Source organism: Mycoplasma sp. HU2014, assembly GCF_001199495.1.
Classification (GTDB): domain Bacteria; phylum Bacillota_I; class Bacilli_A; order Mycoplasmatales; family Mycoplasmataceae; genus Mycoplasma.
Window position 1 is genome coordinate 1 of the sequence record NZ_LFYS01000074.1, and the last position, 24,162, is coordinate 24,162.

A 24,162-nucleotide genomic window follows, 5' to 3' on the forward strand; every position below is an offset into this window, starting at 1 on the left:
AGAATTAGCTGAAAACAAGAAAAAAGCTTTCTTTAGAAAAATGCAAAAAGCTAAACAAACTATTTTAGATTCAAAATTAGATATTGAAGTTTTAAAAAAAGAATACAAAAACTTTTTTGATATTAATGTTGATGAAAATAATCAAAAAGTTGTTTTTTTAAAAGAAAATGTTTTTGAAAAAGTTCACAAAAATGCAGGGTTCTCAATAATAGTTTCAAACGTTGATTCTGATTTAGAATTTATACTTACTCAATACAAGAAAAGAGATCTTGTTGAAAAAGCATTTTCAACTGTTAAGACCACTTTTGATTTAAATAAATTTAATGTTCAAGATAGATTGGTTTTAGAATCAAAAATGTTTATTTCATTTTTAGCATTGATTGTTAGATCATATTTCAGTTATTGTATGAAAGAATTTTTAGCTGAAAATGGTCATCATACAGTGAACACATTGTTTAGTGAATTATCAAAAATGGAGTTAGCAAAATTCAATAAAACATATGTAAGTTCTTATGGTTTAAGCAAGACTCAAAAGATAATTTTATCTGCATTAAAAATAACCGAAAAAGATGTAAATCAATGCACAAAAGATATTAATAAAAACCTAAACTAGTCACACGCACGTGAAAAGTTCAGGTTACAACTAAATTCTCTCTCGAAAGATTTTGTTTAAATTCTTCAGGTGTTACTGAATTAAATTGAACTCAAACAACATATGAACATTCCATTTCTACATATTTTAATACATCGCTATATTTGTCTAATAAATTTTGCTTTACATAATCAAAGTTTTGCATTATATGTGTTTTAAATTTCTCAACCCAACTTAAAGTTTCATCTTTTGTATAAGCAGCAATCATCGCTTGTTGAGAAAATACATTTGGTAAAGATAATCCGCTTTTTGTATAAGCTTCATTTATTTTTGCATAAACTTCAGCATTTTTTGTAATTATGAATGAACCTTGTAAACCTGATAAGTTAAATAATTTACTTGGTGAAGTTGCTACAACAAAGAAATCATTTTTAACATCAAACCTAAGTAGCGATAAGTGTTGTTTATTATTTAAAACTAAATCACCATGAACTTCATCAGAAAATATAAAAACATTATTTTCTTCACAAATTTTAATTATTTTATTGATATCTTCTTTGTTTCATCTGATTCCACCTGGATTATGAGGATTACAGAACATAAACATTTTTACATTATTAGTTTTGATTTTATTTTCAAAATCATCAAAATCAATTTTATATGTTTTAGCTTGTTGGTCAAAAATAAGTTTATTTTCAACCACTTTTCTATTGTTTGACAGTATACTTTTTCCAAATGGTTTATACAATGGGGATTGAATTAAAACTGAATCATTTTCATTAGTCATAGCAATAATAGCTTGGTGCATCGCATTAACTGTACCATTACCTAGTCTTATTCATTTTTCTTCTAATGAAATATTATGAAATTTTTTATATCATTCAATTACTGCTTTTGCCGATTCGTCAAATATGTAAGTATAACTATAACTTCTTTTATTAGCTCTAGCTATTATTTCATCTGATATAAATGTTGGTGTTCCAAAATCAGTATCAGCTATAGAACAATTTAACACTTTACTATAATCATCTAATTGATAATTGGCTTTTAAGAAAGTTTCATCTCATCTTCTTTCTTTTGTTTGCTTTCTTAAATCAATTTTTAGTTTATCTAAACAATTAAAGTTTTCCGAGCAATTTGATTGATCTTTCATTCAAAGTCCTCCCTTTTTACTTCTTATCTTTATTATAATTTTTTAAAACAGTCTTTTATGTAAAAATTATTGTGAGAAATATTGTTTAGTATGAAAATTTATTAGATATCCTATAAAGATTAACTTGTTATAATTATTTTAAAAGGAGTGTTTTACTATGTATAAAATGATTGCAATTGACTTGGACGGAACGGTTTTATCACACAAATGCGGTATTAATAAATTAACTAAACAAGCAATAAAAAGAGCACAAGAAAAAGGTATTAAAATCGTAATCGCAACAGGAAGAAATATTAACACAACAAGAGTTGCAGCTGAACAATTAGACTTAATGAATACAGGAATTCCATTTGTTAGTTTAAATGGTGGACAAGTTTTTAGTTATGAAACTGATGGTAGTGTTAAAGTTAGATATACTAAACATTTTACAAAAGAAGAAAGTAAAGAAATTTTTGAATTAGCTATGAAACATAAAGCTCACGTTTTTGCTTATGGATTAGATGAAAATACAGCTTATAAAAGTAAAGGATTTTCAATATTTGCTTTATGAATGAAAAGAAGAGTTAAAAGAGTTGTTAAAACTTATGACCCTAAAAAAGATCCAGATGCAATCATAACAAAATATATTTGTTTTGGTAAACGTCAAAATATGAGAGCTTTAAGAAAAGAAATTGAAGAAAAAGGTTATAGTATTTATTCATTTAGTTACATTACTAATGCTAAAGAAAATGTTGAAATCAACCCCAAATCAATTAATAAAGGTTATGCATTAGAATATATTGCTAATGAATTAAATATTAAACCGGAAGAAATTATTTTCTTTGGTGATGGAGAAAATGATATTGAAGCGTTAAAATTTGCTGGAACTGGAGTTGTAATGAAAAATTACTATCGTGATAATGTTAGAAAAGCAGCGAATGATATAACTGAATTAAGTTGTGATGATGGTGGAGTTGGACATTATATTTACAAACATGTTTTAAAAGAACCGATCCCTAAAAATTAATATTAATAACAAATAAAATTATAAAAAATATTTTATTTGTATTTTTTTTAAAACAATTTACAATTAAAAGTATTATATTTAAAAATAAAATTATTTATAGAAAAGAGATGAGAAAATGTTAAAACAAATTAATTACATAATTGTTGAATGACTAGATGTTATTTTTTCTCATTCTCAAATTAAAGAAATAACTTTAGAAACCGAAAGTCTCTCCTTAAGTAGGAGTCTTTTTAGACTTCTGTTATTGTATTTAAATTTATTAATATTCAATACAATGAATATAGGAGGAGAATTGTGAAAAATAATATATTAGAATTAAGAAACGTTACAAAAGAATTCGATGGTAGAGTTATTTTAAAAGGTATTAGTTTCAATATTAAAGAAGGGGAATTCATCACTTTTCTAGGACCTAGTGGATGTGGTAAAACTACAACATTAAAAATCATAGGTGGATTTGAAAAACCAAATAGTGGTGAAATTTTATTTGAAGATAAAAACTTATTACCTATTCCAATTAATAAACGCCAATTCAACACTATTTTTCAATCATATGCATTATTTCCACATTTAAATGTTTTTGAAAATATTGCTTTTGGGTTAAGAGTTAAAAAAACTAAACAAGACATGATCGAACGTGAAGTTGCTAAACAAATTCGTCAAGTTGGTTTAGAAGGATATGAAGAAAAAAAAGTTAGTGAATTAAGTGGTGGACAAAAACAACGTGTTGCAATTGCTAGGGCACTTGTTATGAAACCTAAAGTTTTATTATTAGATGAACCTATGGCTGCATTAGATGTTAAATTAAGAAAAACAATGCAAGAAGAATTAAAACGTCTACAACGTGAAATTGGAATTACATTTATTATGGTAAGTCACGATCAAGAAGAAGCATTAAGTATGAGTGATCGTGTTGTTGTTATGAATGATGGAATTATTCAACAAATCGGAACACCTGAAGAAATCTATAATGAACCAGAAAATGCATGAGTAGCTAACTTTATTGGTAGTTCAAATATCATAACTGATGGAACTTTTGTAAAAGATAATCTAGTTAAATTTGATGGTAAAGAATTTGTATGTATGGATACAAACTTCGGTGAAAAAGAAAAAAATATTGATATCGTAATAAGACCAGAAGACATAATTATCGATAAAGTAGATAAAGGATTTTTCAATGTAACAGTTATAAATACTACTTTTAAAGGAAATCTTTGAGAAATCATTGTTAAAACATCAAAAGGTAGAGAATGAATTATTGATACAATTGATGAATATAAAGTCGGGCAAAAAGTTTCTATTAAATGAAAATATGAAAGTATTCACGTTATGTGAAAAGAAGTTGAATAGTTTATGAAAGATAAAAATATAAAAGACATTCAAATTAGCGTAAGTGGTTTTAATCAAGAAGAACTTGAAGAAGCTATCGATGATCAAAAAGTACAAATAAAACGTGAAAATTTCAGAGTAAAAATAAAAGAAATTAATAACCGACTTTCAAAAACTAAAATATTTAATTTTGCAAAAGGAAAAGTATGACCGATATTATTACCATTTTTTGTAGTAATGTCATTTTTAGTTGTGCTTCCTTTAATTTTGATTGTTATTTATGCAATCGTTCAACCAGCTGATGGTATCAAATTATTTAGAATATCTATTGAAAAATTTATAACTTTATTTACTGATAATGATCTTATGATTTCATTATTGCTTTCAATCGCTTATGCATTTGTTTCTGGATTTATGTGTGTTTTAATGGGTTATCCTATTGCGTTAATTATGTCTAAAATGAGATCAAAAATACTAGCAAGAAATATGTGAGTAATTGTCACAATGCCTATGTGAATTTCTATGCTTTTAAAAGTTTTAGGACTTAGATCTTTATTTTATTTATTTGCAGCATCATCAATAGGTACACCTATTGCTATGGTTATTGGTATGACTTATATGTTCTTACCTTTTGCAATAGCTCCAATTTATGATTCATTAGAATCAAGACCTAGAGATTTAGAGCATGCTGCTCAAGATTTAGGTTGTTCACCGTTTAAAACTTTTTGAACTATAACATTACGTTCATCAATGCCAGGAGTCTTAACTGGATTTAGTTTAGTTTTAGTTCAAGCAGCAACTAGTCTGATAGTTGTTCACTATATGGGTGATGGAAAAATTAACTTAATTGCTCAAGCTATTGAATCATACTTCTTCCAAGGAAGTGATTTTGGATTCGGTGCAGCTATTTCAGTTGTTTTAGCAATCATGGTATTTGCTATTATTATAATTATGAAATTATTAAGTAATAAATTTGAAGTAAGGGGTGGTAAGAAAAATGAAAAGATTCTTAAAAAATAGCTACTTTGCAATAATTATCGCCTTTATTTATGCACCAATTGCTGCGATGGTTGTACTTTCGTTTAATGGTGGAGAAACTACTTTAGGATGAGAAGGATTTTCATTTAGATGATATTCAAGAATGTTTTCTGATTCACCATTTTTAAAATCTATTTTTACTTCAATATTTGTTGCAGTTATTTCAACAATTGTTTCAGTAATTATTGGAACTCTTGCTGCTATTGGTTTAAGTAAAACAAAAAGAGCAACAAGAAATAAATGATATTCAATTGCTAATATTCCTTTAATTAATGCTGATGTTGTGACTGCAGTTTCATTAATGATTGTATTTTTATTAAGTGGATTAAAATTTGGAATCATAACATTGATTATGGCTCACATTTCATTTAACGTTCCTTACGTATTAATTACAGTTATGCCTAGATTAAGAAAAATCGATCCAAGCTTAATTGATGCTAGTTATGATTTAGGTGCTAAGAACCACCAAGTTATGTTTAAAGTAATAATTCCTATTTTAAAACCAGCTATTATTACAGCAAGTGCAATAGCTTTTGCGATGAGTTTTGATGATTTTATTATTTCTTATTTTACTGGTGGAGATCAAACAAATATTTCTACATTTATTTATACAGCTAAAAAAATTAAACCTTTTGTATTTGCTTTTGGTACTGGTTTAGTTGCAATAATCGCTATTTGTATTATTACTTGAAATGCAATTGTTATTTATAAACAATACAAAACTGAAACAAAACAAAAAATACAAAACAACACTTATAAATTAAAAGAATTATCTAAATTAAATAAAGAATTAGAAAACTTAAAAGATATTTTAAATAATAAAACTATAATTAAAACTTCTTTTAGGTTAAGTTTATGGTTTAAATACTTTAGTTTAAAATTTAAATTATTTATTTTTAAAACTAATAACTATGATAAAAAGATTTCTAAACTTGAGTGAAAACAGTATAAATTAAAATCAAAAATAGGTAAAGAAAAACGTTATGAATCTAGATTAAAAAAAGCTAATAAAAAGCTAAGTCAACTAGACATACAATTAATAAAAACAACTGATGTTAAAAAAGCGGCTAAATTAACTTTACAAATTCAAAACCTAGAAGAAAAAATTGAGTTTTTAGAAGATAAGATAGAAGTTATTAAAGAACGTGAAAAAACTGCTAGTTTAAAAATTAAAAAAATTAAAGCTAAAATTAGAACTCTAAAAAAAGAATTAAAACAAGAAAAAGATCCATCTAAAAAACTTGTTGAATGATATAAAAATAAAATTAATTATCTTGAAGAATGAATCATAGAACTTGAAGAAGGAAAAGATCATTACAAGTTAAGAATGGTTGTTGAAAAATTACGTGATTTTCAAGATGTTAGAAAAAATATAATTAATGAATTAACAGATAAAATTGATGAAGTTTTATCTCAAATTTATACAAAAGTTTTAATCACAGATCAAATTGATGAAAAAATTCAAAATTGTGATGATCAAGATCAAATTCAACAATTAGAAGAAGAAAAACAAAAACTAATTTCAAACTTTGAAACTAAATATCAAATTAAAATTGATAAAAAACAAAAAGAATTTAACAAACTAAGTGAACACGTAATTAATTTACAAAAGAAATTGTTAATTAAAAATCAATCAAAATATCACGCAAAATCATTTGTTACTAGAACTTGAAAAACTTTTTCAGTTGTTATTATAACAGCAGGTGCATTTTCAGGATTAACTACTGCTTATGTTTTAAATAATAGATATGATTTAATTGTCGCTAACTGAGGAGAGTATATTGATACTAAACTAATAAAAAAATTTGAAGAACTTAATAATGTAAAAATAAGTTATCAAACTTATGATTCAAATGAGAACTTATATAATAAAATTCAAACTGTTGGATATGATGTTATGGTTCCTAGTGATTATATGATCCAACGTTTAGCTAATGAAAATAGAATTCAAAAACTAGACTATTCTAAAATAAATGTTCGAGCTACATTTAAAGGTACAGATGGAAAAGAATTTTCTATTAATAAAGATAAACAAAAAGATAAATATTTTGAAATTCAAACCCCATTACTAGAAACAATGGTTAAATCTCAAGTTAAAGTTATTGAACAGAAAATAAATGAAAGTGAAAATAACAATAAACTAGATCTAGAAGGAAAATACTTAGATACTGGTTCAATTATAGATTATGCAGCTCCTTACTTATGAGGAGATATGTCAATTGTTGTTAATCCAACCCTTGAAAACATACAATTCTTAGAAAAACAAAAAGTTGAATTTATTGAAGGAAGCGAAACTGAAATAAAAAATTCAACTTTAAGTTGAGATATTTTATTGAAAGCAGCTGAAGCTGGAAAAAATGTTGTTTTAAATAATGATCCAAAAAATATCTTTATGATTGGTGCTCAACTTGCTGGTCAAACAGTTAATATAGAAAGCAAAGAACTTGTGGATAAAGCTGCGGAGCATATTTTAAAATTAGTTAGAAATCCTAACGTTTCATTAAATGGTGATGATTTAATTGATAAGGCAACAGATGGTAAATTTGATTTTGCTTTTATGTATAACGGTGATGCTGCTACTGCAAACACCCTTAGAGATGAAGAAGGGGATCCGATTGGTGGAACAAAGGGATACATCTTCGGTAGACCAAATAAAAAACATGAAATTAAAGTTGGTGATAAGACAGAAATAAGATATGAAACAACAAATATCTATTCTGATAGTATGGTTATTTCAAAAGATTGTAAAAACTTAGAATTATCATATAAATTTATTAACTTTATATATGAAAACGCTTTTGCTGTTTCTGAATATGTAGGTCAAGCCTCTCCTTTAGTTAGTGTTGATGAAGAAATTACAAGTGATAAAAAAGATGAGGAAGGATTCTACTGAGAATCTAAAAATCTATATCTTCCAATAACTTCTCAAGGTGATAAATTCAAACTAAATGGTAATGAAAAATTAGCTTATACATACAATGGAAAAGTTGATAATTATTTAGTTAATAGATTTACAAAAATAGTTGCAGGAAAAAGATAGTCTTTCGAGACTATTTTTTTATCTTTATTTAGATTGTTTTTACTAACTTTTTACCTTTTAGAAAATAATGAAAAAATAGGTATAGTATTTTTATATAAAATAGTGTAGAATATAAATTGCATGTATATTTTGTGTGCTCTATTACAACACACTGGTAAGTGTTGTTGATAAAATTATAAAACAGGAGGTCAGCATGGCAGAACAAAAAATGAGAATTAAATTAAAAGGCTATGATCACGCTATTGTTGATCAAAGCATCGCTAAAATAATTCAAGCTGCTGAAGGTACTGGTGCTAAAGTTCGTGGACCAATCCCATTACCAACAGAAAAACAAATTATTACTATTTTAAGATCTGTTCACGTTTACAAATACTCAAGAGAACAATTTGAAATGAGAACACACAAAAGATTATTAGAAATTTTAAACCCAACACCAGCTACAATGGATGTTCTAAAAAGAGTTCAATTACCTAGCGGTGTAGATATTGAAATTAAATTATAATAATCTTCTTAAATTCATTAGAAAATACAAAATATAAAAATTTGCCCGAATATACATGATTATCAATTAGGAGGAAAACAATGAAAGGAATCTTAGGACGTAAATTGGGAATGACTCAAGTATTTACTGAAGCAGGACAATTAGTACCAGTTACAGTAGTTGAAGTTCAACCAAACACAGTTTTACAAGTTAAAACACAAGAAACTGACGGATATACAGCTGTTCAATTAGGAACTGTTGATAAAAGAGTTAACTTAGTAAACAAACCTGAATTAGGACACTTCAAAAAATCTAATTCAGCTCCTAAGCGCTTCGTAAAAGAAATCAGAAACATGACTGGATATGAACTAGGTCAAGTTATTACTGCTAGTGATGTATTCGTTTCTGGTGAATACGTTGATGTTACAGGAATTACTAAAGGTAAAGGATTTGCTGGAGGAATTAAAAGACATAATTACTCACGTGGACCAATGGCACATGGATCAGGATACCATCGTGGAATAGGTTCAATGGGAGCAATCATTAACCGTATCTTTAAATCTAAAAAAATGGCAGGTCACATGGGACACGCTAAAAGAACTATCCAAAACTTAGAAATCATTGCAATTGATTCAACAAACAACTTAATGTTAATTAAAGGATCAATTCCAGGACCTAAAAAAGGATTTGTTCAAATTAAACAAAATGTTAAAGGACTACAAAGCAAACAAGCAGCAGAATTATTAAATAGAAATGCAAAAGTTGAAGCAGAATCAACAGAAGCTTAATTAGAGAGGTAACAGATGAAAATACAAGTTTTAAATATTAAAGGTAATGAAGTTAAAGAAATTACTTTAAATGATAACGTATGAGGAATCGAACCTCACCAACAAGCTATTTATGACACTGTTGTTGCTCAACAAGCTGCTTTAAGACAAGGAACTAGAAAAGTTAAAACCCGTGCTGAAGTTTCTGGAGGAGGACGTAAACCTTGAAAACAAAAAGGTACTGGACGTGCTCGTCAAGGATCTATTAGAGCACCTCAATGAAGAGGTGGGGGAGTTGTCTTTGGTCCAACACCTGATATTAATTACACAAAAAGTGTTAACAAAAAAGTTAGAGCTTTAGCTTTCAGATCAGTATTATCATTAAAAGCTAAAGAAAACAATCTTGTAATCGTTGACAAATTTGAATTTGCAAAACCATCTACAAAAGGTATGGTTGAAGTAATGAAAGATTTAAAAATTGATGATCAAAAAACACTAATCGTTACTAAAGAAAAAGATGAGTTAGTATTAAAGTCAGCAAACAACATTAGTAAAATTAAAACATTAGCTGCTAACCAATTAAATGTATTTGACTTACTAAATGCAACTAAATTATTAATTACAGAAGAAGCTGTTTTAGCGGTTGAGGGGGTATACGCATAATGCACTTAACAGAAGTTATTAAAAAGCCTGTGTTAACAGAAAAGTCATACATGGGACACCAAAATGGTGTGTATACATTCTTAGTAGATAAAAAAGCTAACAAAGTTCAAATTAAAAAAACTTTTGAAGAAATCTTTGAAGTTAAAGTATCATCAGTTAGAACTATGAACTATGACGGAAAAGAAAAAAGAGTGGGAAGATTTGTTGGAAAAACAAACTCATTCAAAAAAGCAATCATCACTTTAAAAGCTGGTGAACAATTAGAAGTCTTAAATGACTTAGCAGAATAAGCGACTTATAGATAGATCTACCCGGATAAATTATTGTAAGCGCATTAAATAGAAAGGGAAAAACATGGCAATTAAGAAATATAAATCAACAACTAATGGTCGTAGAAATATGACTACAATTGATTATTCAAAAATTCTTACAACAGATACACCTGAAAAATCATTAGTTGTTTCAAAAAGTTCTAAAGCCGGAAGAAATAACCGCGGTTTAATCACTACTCGCCATAAAGGTGGGGGACACAAACAAAAATACCGTGTTATTGATTTCAAAAGAAACAAAAGAGATGTTGTTGGAACAATAGCATCAATCGAATATGATCCAAACAGAAATGCATTCATCTGTTTAGTAAACTACTTAGACGGAGAAAAACGTTACGTATTATTTGCTAAAGGAATGCAAGTAGGAATGAAAATTGTTGCATCAGAAAACGCTGATATTAAAGTTGGTAATGCTGCACCATTAAAAAACATTCCTGAAGGTACTTTAATTCACAATGTTGAATTAAAACCAGGAAAAGGTGGACAAATGGCAAGAAGTGCCGGTTCATCAGTTCAAATTTTAGGAAAAGATGATGATGGTAAATATGTAACTTTACGTTTATCATCTGGAGAAGTTAGAAAAGTTTTAGCTGAATGTTATGCAACAATCGGTGAAGTTGGAAACGAAGAATACAATTTAGTTAACTGAGGAAAAGCAGGACGTAATCGTTGAAGAGGAATTCGTCCAACTGTTCGTGGATCTGTAATGAACCCTAACGACCACCCACACGGAGGAGGAGAAGGACGTACTCCAATTGGACGTAAATCTCCAGTTACTCCATGAGGAAAACCAGCATTGGGTGTAAAAACAAGAAACACAAGAAAAGCTTCAGAAAAACTAATTGTAAGAAGACGTAATAAAAAATAATAGAAAGGGAGAATAAATAAATATGGCAAGATCATTGAAAAAAGGACCATTTGTTGATGAAAGCTTATTTAAAAAAGTTGAATCAGCTAAAGATGGAGAAGTAATCAAAACTTGATCACGTAGATCAACTATTTTCCCTGAATTCATCGGTAAAACATTCGGTGTTTATAACGGAAAAGAATTTATCCCAGTTTATGTTACTGAAGATATGGTTGGAAACAAATTAGGTGAATTTTCTCCAACTCGTAAATTCGGTGGACATGGTGACGATAAGAAAAAAGGTAAGAAAAAATAATAGGAAGGGATAAGAATTAATATGGAAGCAAAAGCAAAATTATCTATGATTCGTATCTCTCCTAGAAAAGTTAGATTAGTAGCAGATACAATCAGAAACAAGCCTGTAGCAAATGCAATTGCAATTCTACAAAACACAAACAAAGATGCAGTTGAACCTGTATTAAAATTATTAAACTCAGCTATCGCTAATGCTGTTAACAACAACGGTATGGATGCTGATAAATTATTCGTTAAAACAATTTTTGTTAACGAAGGACCAACATTAAAACGTTTTAGACCAAGAGCTCACGGTAGAGCATATGAAATTCTAAAAAGAACTAGCCACGTTGTAATCGTGGTAAGTGACGAAAGATAGAAAGGACAAGTAGAAAATGGGACAAAAAGTATCACCAAATGTTTTACGTTTAGGAATTGTTAGAGATTGAGAAAACAGATGATATGCTGAAAAAACTCAATACGTTAAATGATTAGATCAAGATATTAAAATTCGTAATGCTGTATTCAAATTATTAAAAGATGCTGCTGTATCAAAAATTGATATCGAAAGAACTACTAAAGATTTAACTTTAATCATTAAAACTGCTCGTCCAGCTATCGTTTTAGGCCAAGAAGGTAAAAATGTTGAAAACATCGCTTTAACTGTTAAAAAAACAGTTAAAAATAGAAACTTAAAAGTTAATGTTAAAGTTGTTGAAATTTCAAACCCTGATGCTGATGCAACTTTAGTTGCTAGATGAATTGGAGAACAAATCACAAACCGTGCTTCATTCAGAACAGTTCAAAAATTAGCAATTAGAAAAGCTTTAAAAGCAGGAGTTAAAGGAATTAAAACTGCTGTAAGTGGACGTTTAGGTGGAGTTGAAATGGCTCGTACTGAAGGTTACTTAGAAGGATCAGTTCCTCTATCAACTTTAAGAGCTAATGTTGATTACGCTTTATATGAAGCTCCAACTACTTATGGACAAATCGGAGTTAAAGTTTGAATTAACCATGGTGAAGTTTTAGGAAGCATGAAAAATTCTAAAAACTCTTCATCAGTTATGGAAAAAACAAAAGCTAATAAAGGAGGTAAGAGATAATTATGTTAATGCCAAAAAGAACTAAATATCGTAAACCTCACAGAGTTAGTTATGAAGGAAAAGCTAAAGGAGCTAAAGAAATTAACTTTGGTGAATTTGGATTAATGGCTTTAGATGGTGCTTGAATTGACAACCACCAAATCGAAGCAGCACGTATTGCTATGACTCGTTACATGAGACGTGATGGAAAAATCTGAATGAGAATTTTCCCACATATGTCAATGTCTAAAAAACCTGCAGAAGTACGTATGGGATCAGGAAAAGGGAACCCAGAAAAATGAGTAGCAGTTGTTAAAAAAGGAACAGTTATGTTTGAAGTTGCTCAAGTTAGTGAAGAAGTTGCAAGAGAAGCTTTAAGATTAGCTGCTCACAAACTTCCAATTCGTTGTAAATTTGTTAAAAGAGGTGAAAATTAATGGCTAAATCAAAAATGACAAATATTAGAAATTTATCAGTTGATGAATTAATCAAAGCTGGTGAATCTAAAAGAGCTGAATTATTTGCTTTAAAATTCCAAGCAGCAGTTGGAAGTTTAGAACAAACTCACCGTATTAAAGAAATTAAAAAAGAAATTGCAAGAATTGAATTAACTTTAGCTGAAAGACGTTTAAGCGGAGAAAACACTAATAAAGTTATCAAAGCTGATTACAACGCAGCAGTTGCTGAAGCAGAAAAAGCAGGAAAAGAAGTTAGAGCAAAACAAAGAAAAATGATCGAAGAACAATACAATCAACAATTTGGAACTGAAGTAGAAGAAAGCGACATGCAACAAGCTATGACTGAAGCAATGGCTGCAGGCCAAGAAGAAAAAGCTGAAGTTAAAGCTGAAGAAAAAAAAGAAGCAAAAAAACCAAGTCCTAGAAAAAAAGTAACAAAGGAGAACGAAGACGATGCAAAGAAATAGTAGAAGAACATTAATCGGTAAAGTTGTTTCTGACAAAATGGACAAAACTATTACTGTGTTAGTTGAAACTTACAAAAACCACCCAATCTACAAAAAACGTGTTAAATATTCTAAAAAATATAAAGCACACGATGAACAACAAATCGCTCAAATGGGTGATAAAGTTGAAATTATGGAAACACGTCCTTTATCAAAAACTAAAAACTTTAGATTAGTTAAAGTTATTGAAAGAGCAACTTTATAATAGGAGATAAAATTATATGATTCAAACATTATCTAAATTAAAAGTAGCAGATAACTCAGGTGCTAAAGAAGTTCGTGTTATTCGTAACTTAGGTGGTTCAGTTAGAAAATTCTCAGGTATTGGTGACATTATTGTTTGTTCAGTTATTTCTGCAGCTCCAGGTGCAGTTGTTAAAAAAGGTCAAGTTGTTAAAGCTGTTATTGTTAGAACTACTCGTGAATTAAGAAGAGAAGATGGAACATACATTAAATTTTCTGAAAACGCAGCAGTATTAGTAAAAGATGATAAATCACCACGTGGAACTCGTATTTTCGGTCCAATCGCACGTGAAATTAAAGAAGCAGGATTTGCAAAAATTGCATCTCTAGCTCCAGAAGTATTATAGGGGGAACCAGCAAATGGCAAAATCAAAAATCTTAAAAGGTGACGTGGTTAAAGTAATCGCTGGTTCACATAAAGGTGAATTAGGACCAATCATCTCATTATCAAAAGACAAACAATGAGTATCAGTTCAAGGAATTAACGTTAAAAAACACGTTAAACCTTCAAATCAAGATACTGAAGGTGGAATTAAAGAAATTCCAGCAAAAATCCATATTTCAAACGTAGCATTACAAGATCCAAAAAACAAAGAAGCTACTACAAGAGTTGGATTTGAAATTACTGATGGTAAAAAAATTCGTGTTGCTAAAAAATCAAAATCACAAATCAAAAGCGCTAGATAATTAGAAGGGAATAGATAAGTTATGAAATCAAGATTAGAAATCAAATACAAAGAACAAATCGTTCCTGAATTATTTAAAGAATTAAACTACAAATCAGTAATGCAAGTACCAAAAATTGAAAAAATCGTTATAAATATGGGAATCGGAGATGCTACAACTGATACTAAAAAATTAGATGCAGCAGTATCTGAATTAGAAAAATTATCTGGTCAAAAACCATTAATTACAAAAGCTAAAAAATCATTAGCGGTATTCAAATTAAGAGAAGGAATGCCAATCGGAACTAAAGTTACTTTAAGAGGTAAAAAAATGTATGATTTCTTAGATAGATTAATCAACGTTGCTTTACCACGTGTTCGTGACTTTAGAGGTGTGTCAAAAACTTCATTTGATGGATTTGGAAATTATACAACAGGTATAAAAGAACAAATCATTTTCCCAGAAATTGATTATGATAAAGTCCAAAGATTACGTGGTATGGATATCACAATTGTAACTTCTGCTAAAACTAACAAAGAAGCGTTCGCATTATTAGAAAAAATGGGAATGCCATTCGAAAAATAATAAAGGGAGACTGTATAGATGGCTAAAAAATCATTAAAAGTAAAACAACAAAAACATCAAAAATTTGCTATTAGAAATTACACACGTTGTAATAACTGTGGTAGACCACACGCTGTGCTTAAAAAATTTGGAATTTGCCGTGTTTGCTTTAGAAAATTTGCTTATGAAGGACAAATTCCTGGTATTAGAAAAGCTTCATGATAGAAATTAAGAAAGGAATCAATTAGATATGACTACAGATGTTATTGCAGATATGTTAACTCGAATTAGAAATGCTAATCAAAGATACTTAAAAACTGTAAGTGTTCCATCAAGTAAAGTAAAATTAGAGATAGCAAGAATTTTAAAAGAAGAAGGATTCATTTCAAACTTCACTGTTGAAGGTGATGTTAAAAAAACTATCACTATCGAATTAAAATACCAAGGAAAAACTAGAGTAATTCAAGGATTAAAGAAAATTTCAAAACCTGGTTTAAGAGTTTATGCACAAGCTAACGAAATCCCACAAGTTTTAAACGGATTAGGTATCTCAATCGTTTCAACATCACAAGGAATTATGACTGGTAAAAAAGCTCGCCTAGCAAACGCTGGTGGAGAAGTATTAGCATTTATTTGATAGTAAGGAGATAGAAAATATGTCACGTATAGGAAACAGAATATTAGCTATCCCTAGTGGAGTTGAAATTACAGTATCAGCAGACAATACAGTTACAGTTAAAGGATCAAAAGGAACATTATCAAAACAATTTTCACCATTAATCTCAATCGAAGTAGCTGATAATCAAGTAGCTACAAAAAGATCAAATGAACAAAAACACACAAAACAATTACACGGAACAACTAACTCATTACTTTCAGGAATGATTACTGGAGTTAATGAAGGTTTCAAAGAAGAATTAGTAATTACTGGGGTTGGGTATAAAGCTGCAATTAATGGACAAAAATTAAACTTAAGCTTAGGATACTCTCACCCAATTGAATTTATGATTCCAGAGGGTGTAACTATTCAAGCACCCAAACCAACTGAATTAGTTATTACTGGAATTGACAAACAATTAGTTGGAGAAGTTGCAGCAAACATTAGAGCATACAGAAAACCTGAACCTTACAAAGGAAAAGGAATTAAATACAAAGATGAAATTATTATTAGAAAAGAAGGGAAAGCAGCTGGTAAATAGAACCAGAGCTTAAGGTTATAGGACATGAAATTTACTAAATCAGAAGCAAGAAAACGTAGACACTTTATAGTAAGACAAAAAGTTAGCGGAACAGCTGCAAGACCAAGATTAAACGTATTTAAATCAAACACAAACTTTTATGCTCAAATAATTGATGATACTAAAGGAGTTACATTAGTATCAGCTTCAACTTTAAAAATGGACTTAAAAAACAAAGCAAACAAAGAAGCAGCTCAAATGGTTGCTCAAGAAATTGCTAAAAAGGCTTTAGCTGCAAATATCAATGAAGTAGTATTCGACCGTGGTGGGTATTTATACCATGGTAAAGTAAAAGCTTTTGCTGAAGCAGCAAGAGAAGCAGGATTAAAATTCTAAGAAAGGGTGGAAGAAAAAATGACAGCAGAAATGAACGCAGTAGAATTAAACGAAACTAACGTTAATGTTGAAAAAGCTTCTACTCAAAAACCAGAAAACAAAAAATTTGATAGAAAAGCTAAGTCAAATAATAAACCAGTTAGAACTGTAAAAGATGATTTTGAAGAAAAAGTAGTAACAATTAGACGTGTTACTAAAGTTACTAAAGGTGGACGTCACTTCCGTTTCGCAGCAGTTGTTGTTGTAGGAAACAAAAAAGGTCTAGTTGGAATGGGAACTGGAAAAGCTAACGAAGTTCCTGAAGCAATTAAAAAAGCAATTAAAGAAGCTAAGAAAAACTTAATAGCTGTTTCATTAAGAAATGGAACAGTTCCACATGAAGTTTTAGGTACTTTTGGTGCTGGAAAGATTTTAATTAAGCCAGCTAAAGTTGGTACTGGAGTTATTGCCGGAGGACCAGCACGTGCAGTTATTGAATTAGCAGGTATTTCAGACGTTTATGCTAAATCTTTAGGAAGCAACAACCCAATCAACATGATTAGAGCTACAATGCAAGGATTACAATCAATGCAAACTTTAAAAAGAGTTCATGAATTAAGATATGGTAAAGTTGATAAAGAAGCTAATCAAGAAGTTGCAGAAAAAAAAGCAGTTAAACCAGTTAGAACTGTAAAAGTTTCAGCTAAAAAAGTAGCAGAAGAAACAGTTGAATAATAAAAAGGAGCCGTAAATTATGAAATTAAATGAATTAAAATACACTCCAGGTAGCAAAAAAGAAGCTACTAGAGTAGGTAGAGGAATGGCTTCTGGAAAAGGTAAAACTGCTACTAGAGGTCACAAAGGACAAAACTCACGTTCAGGTGGTGGAGTTCGTCCAGGATTTGAAGGAGGACAAACACCATTATTTAGAAGATTACCTAAAATTGGATTCACTTCTCCTAACCAAAAAGAATACGTAATTTTAAATCTAAGCGATTTAGAAGCATTAAATTTATCAGCAATCAATCATGAAACTTTAATTGATGCTAAAATCATTAAAAACAACAAAACTTTAGTTAAAATATTAGGTAAAGGATCATTAACTAAAAAAGTTGATGTTAAAGTTAATAAAGTTTCAAAATCAGCACATGCTGAAATTGAGAAACTTGGAGGAAAAGTAGAGGTGATGTAATTATGGCAAAAAAAACTGTTAAGGATAAAACTAATCAAAACAGAAATTTTGCTTTAAGATCACTCAACAAAAAAAACGATTTTGTAAAGACAAATTTCTTCATTAAAAACAAGGATTTGGTTTATAGAATCGTTTTTACATTATTAGCACTTTTAATAATTAGAATTGGAGTGTATATTACTGTTCCGGGAGTTAAATTAAATTCTAACTTTGCTAGTGAAACTGCAAGAATCCAATTCTTCCAATTACTTTCTACTCTAGGAGGGGGAAGTATTGGTAGATTCTCAATTCTTTCATTAGGAGTTTCTCCTTATATTACAGCATCAATTATTGTTCAATTACTTTCAACTGATGTAATTCCTGTTTTAACTAGATGAAATAAATCAGGAGAAAGAGGAAGAAAAAAACTTGATAAGTTAACAAAAATTATTATGATACCGTTTGCAATTATGCAAGCAGAAGCAACAATTTTTACACTATCAAGTCGTGGAGATTTAATAATACCTGGTTGAGATGATCCAAATGCTTTAGCTAGTGCAGCATTTTATTACGTATTAGTTCCGCTAATTATGTTAGCAGGTTCATTTTTAATGTTATGAATATCTGATCAAATTACTATTAAAGGAATTGGAAATGGTATTTCTATAGTTATTTTCTTAGGAATTGTAGTTTCAATGCCTTCTAACTTAATTGCAACATACAACTTCTGAATTTCAGATACAGGAGAAGAAGCAAATATATTCTTTTCAGGATTCTTAAACTTCTTAATTTATATTGGAGTGTTCTTCTTGGTTATTTTTTCAGTTGTATTGATGAATGAAGCTGAAAGAAAAATTCCTATTCAACAAACTGGATCAGGATTAACTGATTCTCAAGAACACACTCCTTACTTACCATTAAAAATAAATAATGCAGGAGTTATTCCGGTAATCTTTGCATCAGCAATTATTTCAACACCGGTTACTATTTCTCAAATTATAGAAGTGGTTAATCCAGAAAGTGGTTTTGTTCATTTTACTAGAGACTATTTAGGATTTGACACTTGATATGGTATATCAACATTTGGTGTATTGATTATATTATTTACATTCTTATATTCACAAGTGCAAATTAACCCTGAAAAAATATCTGAAAACTTCCAAAAATCAGGAACGTTTATCCCTGGAATAAAACCAGGAGATGACACAATAAAATATCTATCATCAACAATTAATAGATTATCTGTTGTGGGATCAATTTTCTTAGCAATAGTTTCTGTTCTTCCTTATGTTATTTCTAAATTAACTAACCTACCATCTAACTTAGCGATTGGTGGTACTGGATTAATTATTTGTATATCAGTAGCAATTCAAACTACTCAACAACTAAAAGGAAGACTTATTCAACAAAATTTCATTGAAAAGAAAAAAGAAAAGTTTACTGAAGAATCATCTTCTTCACAAACTTCTCACATTTGATAAAAGGCTTATATGCCTTTTTTATTGCTTAATTTATATAATTGTAATAATATTAATATACTTATATTTAGGAGTAGTTATGCAATTAGACAAAGAGATTATTTTTGAAGAATTAAAACAATTAGCTACTAGAGCTTATTGTCCATATTCAAACTTTAGAGTTTCATGTATAGTTTATTTAAAAAATGGTGAAAAAATACTTGGTGTTAATGTTGAAAATGCAGCGTATAATCCATGTATTTGTGCTGAAAGATGTGCACTACCACAACTATATGCTCAAGGTTATGGTAAAGATGATGTTGAATTACTAGCATTATACACTGACAGTAAAACATTTGGTTCACCTTGTGGGACTTGTCGCCAAACAATGTCAGAACTTTTAAATGCAGATCAAAAAACTTATATGTTTAACCAAAATGGATTTATTGGAGAATATTTAGTTAGTGATTTTTTACCTTATGCTTTTAGTGATAAAAATCTTCAATCTTAATTTAACAACTATTTATTCATAGGTTTTAAATTAAATTAAATTAAATTAATTATTTTCTAGTGTTATAAAATTAATTTTGTAGTAAGTAAGAAAGAGGAAATATATGAACATTATGTTATTAGGAGCTCCAGGATCAGGAAAAGGAACTCAAGCTGAAAAATTAGTTAACCAACTTTGTTTTATTCAAGTATCAACTGGAGATTTAATGAGAAAAGAAATTGTTGATAATTCAAAATTAGGTCAAGAGTGTGCAACATATATGAACGCTGGTAAATATGTACCAGATAGCATTGTAAATGCAATTGTTGAAGAATTTTTAAAAAAAACAAATGATAAATTAATTTTTGATGGTTATCCTAGAACTTTAGATCAAGCAAAAGCATTAGATGAAATGTTAATAAAATTAAATAAAAAAATTAATGTTGTATTTTATATAGATGTTAATGATGATCTTTTAATTAAAAGAATTAGTGGAAGATTAGTTTGTCCTAAATGTAAAGCAAGTTTTAATACTATATTTAGAAAACCTAAAGTTGATAATGTATGTGATTTTGATAATACAACTTTAGTAAGACGTGCAGATGACGAACCAGAAAAAGTTAAAGTAAGATTAGAAACTTATTCAACTCAAACTTTACCATTAATTAGTTATTATAGAGATGCAACTAAATTCGTTGAAATACAAGCTGATGATTTAACTGCTGATCAAGTATTTGACACTATTAAAGGAGAATTAAAATAGAATGGTAACTATTAAAACACCAGAACAAATTCAAAAAATTAGAACTGCTTGTAAAGTTCTTGCTCAAGGTTTAGATATATTAAAAAAAATGATTAAACCTGGAGTAAACTGTTTAGATTTAGATAAAGCTTTTGAAGAATTTATAATTTCTAAAGGTTGTAAATCAAACTTTAAAGGATATCATGGTTTTCCTAAAACAATCTGTATTTCAATTAACGATCAATTAGTTCACGGGATACCTCAAGACAGAATTTTACAAGATGGCGATATTGTAAGCATCGATGCAGGATGTACTTTTGAGGGTTGACACGCAGATAGTGCATTTACTATGCTTTGTGGAATTGCAAAAGATAAAAAAAATGATATACTTATATCGGTCACTGAAAAATCACTAGAACTTGCTATAGAGCAAGTCAAACCTGGAACAAGACTAGGAACTATAGGTAACACTATTCAAAAATATGTTGAATCACATGGTTTTAGTCTTCCAAGAGATTACACAGGTCATGGAATAGGACAATCATTACATGAAGATCCTTTTATTCCTAACTTTGGTGTAGAAAATACTGGAATGAGATTACAAGCAGGGATGATTATTTGTATAGAACCGATGGTTCAAATCGGAACTCATAAAACTAAAACAGCTGCTGATAATTGAACAGTATATTCAGCTGATCACAGTATGGCAGCACATTTCGAGCACACAATACTTGTAACTGAAGATGGTTGCGAAGTATTGACAAAATTATAAGGAGGTATAACCAATGGCTAAAGAAACTGAAATGGAATTTGAAGGTACTGTTGTTGAAGTGCTTCCTAATGCTCAATTTAGAGTGCAATTAGAAAATGGAATAGTTATTAATGCCCACGTGTCAGGTAAAATCCGCATGCACTACATCCGCATTTTACCTGGAGATAAAGTAACTATTGTAATATCACCATACGATATGACACGTGGAAGAATTACTTATAGAAAAATTGCAAAGTAATTAGTTTATATAGGCAATATTTATTTTAAAATCAGTGAAAACTGATTTATTGTCTTTATTTTATATATAAAAAGTACGGAGGTTTAAAGATGAAAGTTAGATCATCAGTCAAACAAATTTGCGACAAATGTCGTGTAATTAGACGTAAAGGCCGCGTAATGATTATTTGTGTAACACCAAAACACAAACAAAGACAAGGTTAATAGTTTAATTAATTTTTTAGAAAGGATACGTTAATATGGCTCGTATTAGTGGAGTAGAAATCCCAAATGATAAAAGAGTTGTTATTTCATTAACATACATTTACGGAATTGGATTATCAACATCTCAAAATGTTTTAAAAGCATTAAACATTTCTGAAGATATCCGTGTTAAAGATTTAACAGAAGAACAAATGAAAAATATCTCTGCAGAAATCTCAAAATACAAAACTGAAGGAGAATTACGTAGAGAAGTATCATTAAACATCAAACGTTTAATGGAAATTGGAAGTTACAGAGGTTTAAGACACCGTAAAGGATTACCCGTTAGAGGACAATCATCAAAAACTAACGCAAGAACAGTAAAAGGTCCAAGAAAAACTGTAGCTAATAAGAAAAAATAATAGGTAGAAAGAAGGAAAGTTAAAATGGCAAATCCAAAACCACAAGGTAAAAAAAGAATTAAGAAAAATATTCCTAAAGGTATTGCTCACATTCATTCTACTTTTAACAATACCATTGTTACTATTAGTGATGAAAAAGGAAATGTTCTTTCTTGATCAAGTGCTGGAGCATTAGGATTTAAAGGTTCTAAAAAATCTACACCTTATGCAGCTCAATTAATTTCTGAAGCTGCTGCTAAAGGTGCTATGGATAACGGAGTTAAATCTGTTGCAGTTGAAGTAAAAGGTCCAGGTCCAGGTCGTGATGCAGCTGTTAGAGCATTACAAATGGCAGGATTAGATATTAATTCAATCAAAGATACAACACCAATACCACACAACGGAGTGCGTCCAAGAAAACGCCCAAGAGGTTAATAATATGAAAAGATTTATGAGACCAGAATTCACTCTTCTAAAAGAAGGGCAAGATAAAAATTACGGAAAATTTAGTGTATCACCTTTAGAAAGAGGATTTGGTACAACTTTAGGTAATGCTATTAGAAGAACTTTATTAGCAGCAACCCCAGGAGCTAGTGTTTACGCAATTAGAATTGCTGGTGCTGCTCATGAATTCACATCAATTCCAGGAATAGTTGAAAACGTTACAAGAATTATCTTAAACATTAAACAATTAGTTTTAAAAATTGATTCAGAAATGTATAAAGATGAAGAAAGTGTTGAAATTAAAATCAAAACTAACGTTGAAGGAGAAGTTTATGCTTCTGATCTTGAAGTTCCTGCTGGTGTAGAAATTTTAAGTAAAGATTTATTAATAGCGACTGTTAGTGAAGGTGGAGTTTTAGACTTAGTATTATATGCTAAAAACTCACGTGGATACAAATCATTCAAAGATAACAAAAACGAAAGAAATATTGAACCAGGAATGATAACAATTGACTCAAATTACTCACCAATTGTTAAAGTTGCTTATGCTGTTGATTCTACAAAAATTGGTAAATCAATCGATTTAGAACAATTAGAATTAGAAGTTGAAACTGACGGTTCAATTACAGCAGTTGAAGCTGTAAGTATTGCAGCTAAAGTTTTAGTTGCTCACTTAGAGTTCTTTGTTAACTTAAACCATGAAATTAGTGATGTTGAAATTATCGGTTTAGAAAACGATGAAGAAAAAGAATTAGATAAAACTATTGAAGAGTTAGACTTAACTCAAAGAAGTTTAAACTGCTTAAAACGTGCAGGAATCGATACTTTAAGAGAATTAATTTCTAAAAATGAAGATGAAATTGGATCAATCAGAAACCTAGGTCGTAAATCATTAAAAGAAATTAAAGAAAAAGTTGCTCAATTAAGATTAACTTTTAAACAATAATATATTAATTAATAGGAGGTAAACATGTCATACATTCAAAAACGTGGTCAAAACACAGCATGAAGAACTAGCTTAATGCGTAATTTAACAACTGAATTAATCGTTAATGAAAGTTTAGAAATTACTGAAACTAGAGCAAAAGAATTAAGAAGACATTTTGATAAAATGATCACATTAGCAAAACGTGGTGATTTACACGCAAGACGTCAAGCTGCTAGTTGATTAAGAGATACTCAAGCTAACAAAAAAGAAACAGCATTACAAAAATTATTTAATGAATTAGCAAAAAAATACGAAAAAAGAAATGGTGGATACACTAGAATTCTTAAATTAGATAACCGTAAAGGTGATAATGCACCTATGGTTATTATTGAATTAGTCTAGTCTCAAACAAATAAGGTTTTCGAAACCTTATTTTTTTATTTGTATATAATATATTTAAAATAGTAATAAAGTAAAGAGAGATGAGAATTATGGCAGACAAATTAGCTACAGTATATCACGTGACACCATATGAAGGAAAATGACAAGTTAAAGGTGTTGGAAATTCAAGACCAAGCAAACTATTTAATACTCAAAAAGAAGCTATTGCTTATGCTAATGAACTAACCAAAAAACGCTCTGGATCGGTAATCATTCACAGACCAAGTGGTAGAGTAAGAGATAGTATTAGTAATAAAAATAAGAAATAGCTTAACCTAAAAATCAACA

The 24,162-nt window shown here is 29.3% G+C and carries 37 protein-coding genes; 36 read left to right on the plus strand and 1 reads right to left on the minus strand.

The features are described from left to right. The coding region (locus tag AB668_RS05780; protein ID WP_201342702.1) for an IS1634 family transposase at positions 1–613 on the plus strand (613 nt) is incomplete at its 5' end. On the opposite strand, the gene AB668_RS04900 is transcribed toward AB668_RS05780, so the two are convergent. Then, the gene (locus AB668_RS04900) at positions 594–1,745 is read right to left on the minus strand and encodes an aminotransferase class I/II-fold pyridoxal phosphate-dependent enzyme (protein WP_235443358.1); all 1,152 of its coding nucleotides are present in this window, start codon (positions 1,743–1,745) and stop codon (positions 594–596) included. The two genes, AB668_RS05780 and AB668_RS04900, sit on opposite strands and share 20 nt — an antisense overlap. A gap of 157 nt (positions 1,746–1,902) precedes the next feature. Between AB668_RS04900 and AB668_RS04905 the strand changes: the two genes are divergently transcribed. The 35 genes from AB668_RS04905 to AB668_RS05075 all read left to right on the plus strand — a co-directional run bounded on the left by AB668_RS04905 (position 1,903) and on the right by AB668_RS05075 (position 24,143). Next, positions 1,903–2,751 (plus strand): Cof-type HAD-IIB family hydrolase, encoded by an 849-nt coding sequence (locus tag AB668_RS04905; protein WP_050517875.1) that lies wholly within the window; start codon positions 1,903–1,905, stop codon positions 2,749–2,751. Positions 2,752–3,045: 294 nt separating this feature from the next. Further along, on the plus strand, positions 3,046–4,098 hold the full coding sequence (gene potA, locus AB668_RS04915; protein WP_050517877.1) for a spermidine/putrescine ABC transporter ATP-binding protein: 1,053 nt from the start codon (positions 3,046–3,048) through the stop codon (positions 4,096–4,098). Positions 4,099–4,101: 3 nt separating this feature from the next. Next, positions 4,102–5,097, plus strand: a complete 996-nt coding sequence (potB, locus tag AB668_RS04920; RefSeq protein WP_050517878.1) for a spermidine/putrescine ABC transporter permease — start codon at positions 4,102–4,104, stop codon at positions 5,095–5,097. Beyond that, complete coding sequence (potCD, locus tag AB668_RS04925) at positions 5,075–8,155, plus strand: spermidine/putrescine ABC transporter permease/substrate-binding protein (RefSeq protein ID WP_050517879.1); 3,081 nt, start codon at positions 5,075–5,077, stop codon at positions 8,153–8,155. The genes potB and potCD overlap by 23 nt, the downstream gene beginning before the upstream one ends. Before the next feature lie 193 nt (positions 8,156–8,348). Further along, a complete protein-coding gene (rpsJ, locus tag AB668_RS04930; protein WP_042733529.1) occupies positions 8,349–8,657 on the plus strand; it encodes a 30S ribosomal protein S10 in 309 nt (102 codons plus the stop codon). An 80-nt stretch (positions 8,658–8,737) separates the two neighbouring features. Beyond that, positions 8,738–9,424: a 50S ribosomal protein L3 gene (gene rplC / locus AB668_RS04935; RefSeq protein WP_050517880.1), complete on the plus strand. Its 687-nt coding sequence runs from the start codon at positions 8,738–8,740 to the stop codon at positions 9,422–9,424. Positions 9,425–9,439: 15 nt separating this feature from the next. Next, entirely contained in the window at positions 9,440–10,066 is a 627-nt protein-coding gene (gene rplD, locus AB668_RS04940) for a 50S ribosomal protein L4 (RefSeq protein WP_050517881.1), read from the plus strand. Continuing rightward, positions 10,066–10,356: a 50S ribosomal protein L23 gene (gene rplW, locus AB668_RS04945; protein WP_050517882.1), complete on the plus strand. Its 291-nt coding sequence runs from the start codon at positions 10,066–10,068 to the stop codon at positions 10,354–10,356. Before rplD ends, rplW begins: the two co-directional genes overlap by 1 nt. Positions 10,357–10,420: 64 nt before the next feature. Continuing rightward, complete coding sequence (rplB, locus tag AB668_RS04950) at positions 10,421–11,263, plus strand: 50S ribosomal protein L2 (protein WP_004429021.1); 843 nt, start codon at positions 10,421–10,423, stop codon at positions 11,261–11,263. 22 nt (positions 11,264–11,285) lie between these two features. Continuing rightward, positions 11,286–11,558 (plus strand): 30S ribosomal protein S19, encoded by a 273-nt coding sequence (gene rpsS / locus AB668_RS04955; RefSeq protein ID WP_050517883.1) that lies wholly within the window; start codon positions 11,286–11,288, stop codon positions 11,556–11,558. Positions 11,559–11,579: 21 nt separating this feature from the next. Then, positions 11,580–11,915, plus strand: coding sequence for a 50S ribosomal protein L22 (gene rplV / locus AB668_RS04960; RefSeq protein WP_050517884.1), 336 nt, complete (start codon positions 11,580–11,582; stop codon positions 11,913–11,915). A 16-nt stretch (positions 11,916–11,931) separates the two neighbouring features. Continuing rightward, on the plus strand, positions 11,932–12,639 hold the full coding sequence (gene rpsC / locus AB668_RS04965; protein ID WP_050517885.1) for a 30S ribosomal protein S3: 708 nt from the start codon (positions 11,932–11,934) through the stop codon (positions 12,637–12,639). Between the two features lie 2 nt (positions 12,640–12,641). Next, complete coding sequence (gene rplP / locus AB668_RS04970; RefSeq protein WP_050517886.1) at positions 12,642–13,055, plus strand: 50S ribosomal protein L16; 414 nt, start codon at positions 12,642–12,644, stop codon at positions 13,053–13,055. Next, the gene (gene rpmC, locus AB668_RS04975) at positions 13,055–13,543 is read left to right on the plus strand and encodes a 50S ribosomal protein L29 (protein WP_050517887.1); all 489 of its coding nucleotides are present in this window, start codon (positions 13,055–13,057) and stop codon (positions 13,541–13,543) included. The genes rplP and rpmC overlap by 1 nt, the downstream gene beginning before the upstream one ends. Further along, on the plus strand, positions 13,530–13,787 hold the full coding sequence (gene rpsQ, locus AB668_RS04980; protein ID WP_050517888.1) for a 30S ribosomal protein S17: 258 nt from the start codon (positions 13,530–13,532) through the stop codon (positions 13,785–13,787). Before rpmC ends, rpsQ begins: the two co-directional genes overlap by 14 nt. Before the next feature lie 16 nt (positions 13,788–13,803). Then, entirely contained in the window at positions 13,804–14,172 is a 369-nt protein-coding gene (rplN, locus tag AB668_RS04985) for a 50S ribosomal protein L14 (RefSeq protein WP_004429034.1), read from the plus strand. Positions 14,173–14,185: 13 nt separating this feature from the next. Then, positions 14,186–14,512, plus strand: a complete 327-nt coding sequence (gene rplX, locus AB668_RS04990; RefSeq protein ID WP_050517889.1) for a 50S ribosomal protein L24 — start codon at positions 14,186–14,188, stop codon at positions 14,510–14,512. Between the two features lie 21 nt (positions 14,513–14,533). Beyond that, positions 14,534–15,076: a 50S ribosomal protein L5 gene (gene rplE, locus AB668_RS04995; protein WP_004429036.1), complete on the plus strand. Its 543-nt coding sequence runs from the start codon at positions 14,534–14,536 to the stop codon at positions 15,074–15,076. Positions 15,077–15,094: 18 nt separating this feature from the next. Beyond that, positions 15,095–15,280: a type Z 30S ribosomal protein S14 gene (locus tag AB668_RS05000; RefSeq protein WP_050517890.1), complete on the plus strand. Its 186-nt coding sequence runs from the start codon at positions 15,095–15,097 to the stop codon at positions 15,278–15,280. Positions 15,281–15,305: 25 nt separating this feature from the next. After that, on the plus strand, positions 15,306–15,695 hold the full coding sequence (rpsH, locus tag AB668_RS05005) for a 30S ribosomal protein S8 (protein ID WP_004429038.1): 390 nt from the start codon (positions 15,306–15,308) through the stop codon (positions 15,693–15,695). Positions 15,696–15,711: 16 nt separating this feature from the next. Next, complete coding sequence (rplF, locus tag AB668_RS05010; RefSeq protein WP_050517891.1) at positions 15,712–16,254, plus strand: 50S ribosomal protein L6; 543 nt, start codon at positions 15,712–15,714, stop codon at positions 16,252–16,254. Positions 16,255–16,278: 24 nt separating this feature from the next. Next, positions 16,279–16,629 carry a 50S ribosomal protein L18 gene (gene rplR, locus AB668_RS05015; protein WP_050517892.1) on the plus strand — a complete coding sequence of 117 codons (351 nt, stop codon included), beginning with the start codon at positions 16,279–16,281 and terminating at the stop codon, positions 16,627–16,629. Positions 16,630–16,647: 18 nt separating this feature from the next. Beyond that, entirely contained in the window at positions 16,648–17,343 is a 696-nt protein-coding gene (rpsE, locus tag AB668_RS06000) for a 30S ribosomal protein S5 (RefSeq protein ID WP_050517893.1), read from the plus strand. Positions 17,344–17,362: 19 nt separating this feature from the next. Next, complete coding sequence (gene rplO, locus AB668_RS05025; protein ID WP_050517894.1) at positions 17,363–17,800, plus strand: 50S ribosomal protein L15; 438 nt, start codon at positions 17,363–17,365, stop codon at positions 17,798–17,800. 2 nt (positions 17,801–17,802) lie between these two features. Further along, complete coding sequence (secY, locus tag AB668_RS05030) at positions 17,803–19,260, plus strand: preprotein translocase subunit SecY (protein ID WP_050517895.1); 1,458 nt, start codon at positions 17,803–17,805, stop codon at positions 19,258–19,260. A 76-nt stretch (positions 19,261–19,336) separates the two neighbouring features. Then, a complete protein-coding gene (gene cdd / locus AB668_RS05035) occupies positions 19,337–19,747 on the plus strand; it encodes a cytidine deaminase (RefSeq protein WP_050517896.1) in 411 nt (136 codons plus the stop codon). A 103-nt stretch (positions 19,748–19,850) separates the two neighbouring features. Then, a complete protein-coding gene (locus AB668_RS05040) occupies positions 19,851–20,489 on the plus strand; it encodes an adenylate kinase (protein ID WP_050517897.1) in 639 nt (212 codons plus the stop codon). A gap of 1 nt (position 20,490) precedes the next feature. Beyond that, positions 20,491–21,240, plus strand: coding sequence for a type I methionyl aminopeptidase (gene map, locus AB668_RS05045; RefSeq protein ID WP_050517898.1), 750 nt, complete (start codon positions 20,491–20,493; stop codon positions 21,238–21,240). Between the two features lie 13 nt (positions 21,241–21,253). Next, on the plus strand, positions 21,254–21,478 hold the full coding sequence (gene infA, locus AB668_RS05050) for a translation initiation factor IF-1 (protein ID WP_004429060.1): 225 nt from the start codon (positions 21,254–21,256) through the stop codon (positions 21,476–21,478). Positions 21,479–21,567: 89 nt separating this feature from the next. Beyond that, a complete protein-coding gene (gene rpmJ, locus AB668_RS05380) occupies positions 21,568–21,681 on the plus strand; it encodes a 50S ribosomal protein L36 (RefSeq protein ID WP_004429078.1) in 114 nt (37 codons plus the stop codon). A gap of 35 nt (positions 21,682–21,716) precedes the next feature. Further along, complete coding sequence (rpsM, locus tag AB668_RS05055; RefSeq protein WP_004429080.1) at positions 21,717–22,082, plus strand: 30S ribosomal protein S13; 366 nt, start codon at positions 21,717–21,719, stop codon at positions 22,080–22,082. A gap of 24 nt (positions 22,083–22,106) precedes the next feature. Beyond that, complete coding sequence (rpsK, locus tag AB668_RS05060) at positions 22,107–22,496, plus strand: 30S ribosomal protein S11 (RefSeq protein WP_004429083.1); 390 nt, start codon at positions 22,107–22,109, stop codon at positions 22,494–22,496. Between the two features lie 4 nt (positions 22,497–22,500). Then, positions 22,501–23,451: a DNA-directed RNA polymerase subunit alpha gene (locus AB668_RS05065; RefSeq protein ID WP_050517899.1), complete on the plus strand. Its 951-nt coding sequence runs from the start codon at positions 22,501–22,503 to the stop codon at positions 23,449–23,451. Positions 23,452–23,475: 24 nt separating this feature from the next. Next, positions 23,476–23,835, plus strand: coding sequence for a 50S ribosomal protein L17 (gene rplQ / locus AB668_RS05070; protein ID WP_004429085.1), 360 nt, complete (start codon positions 23,476–23,478; stop codon positions 23,833–23,835). Positions 23,836–23,924: 89 nt separating this feature from the next. Beyond that, a complete protein-coding gene (locus AB668_RS05075) occupies positions 23,925–24,143 on the plus strand; it encodes a DUF2188 domain-containing protein (protein ID WP_050517900.1) in 219 nt (72 codons plus the stop codon). The last annotated feature ends 19 nt before the right edge of the window (positions 24,144–24,162 follow it).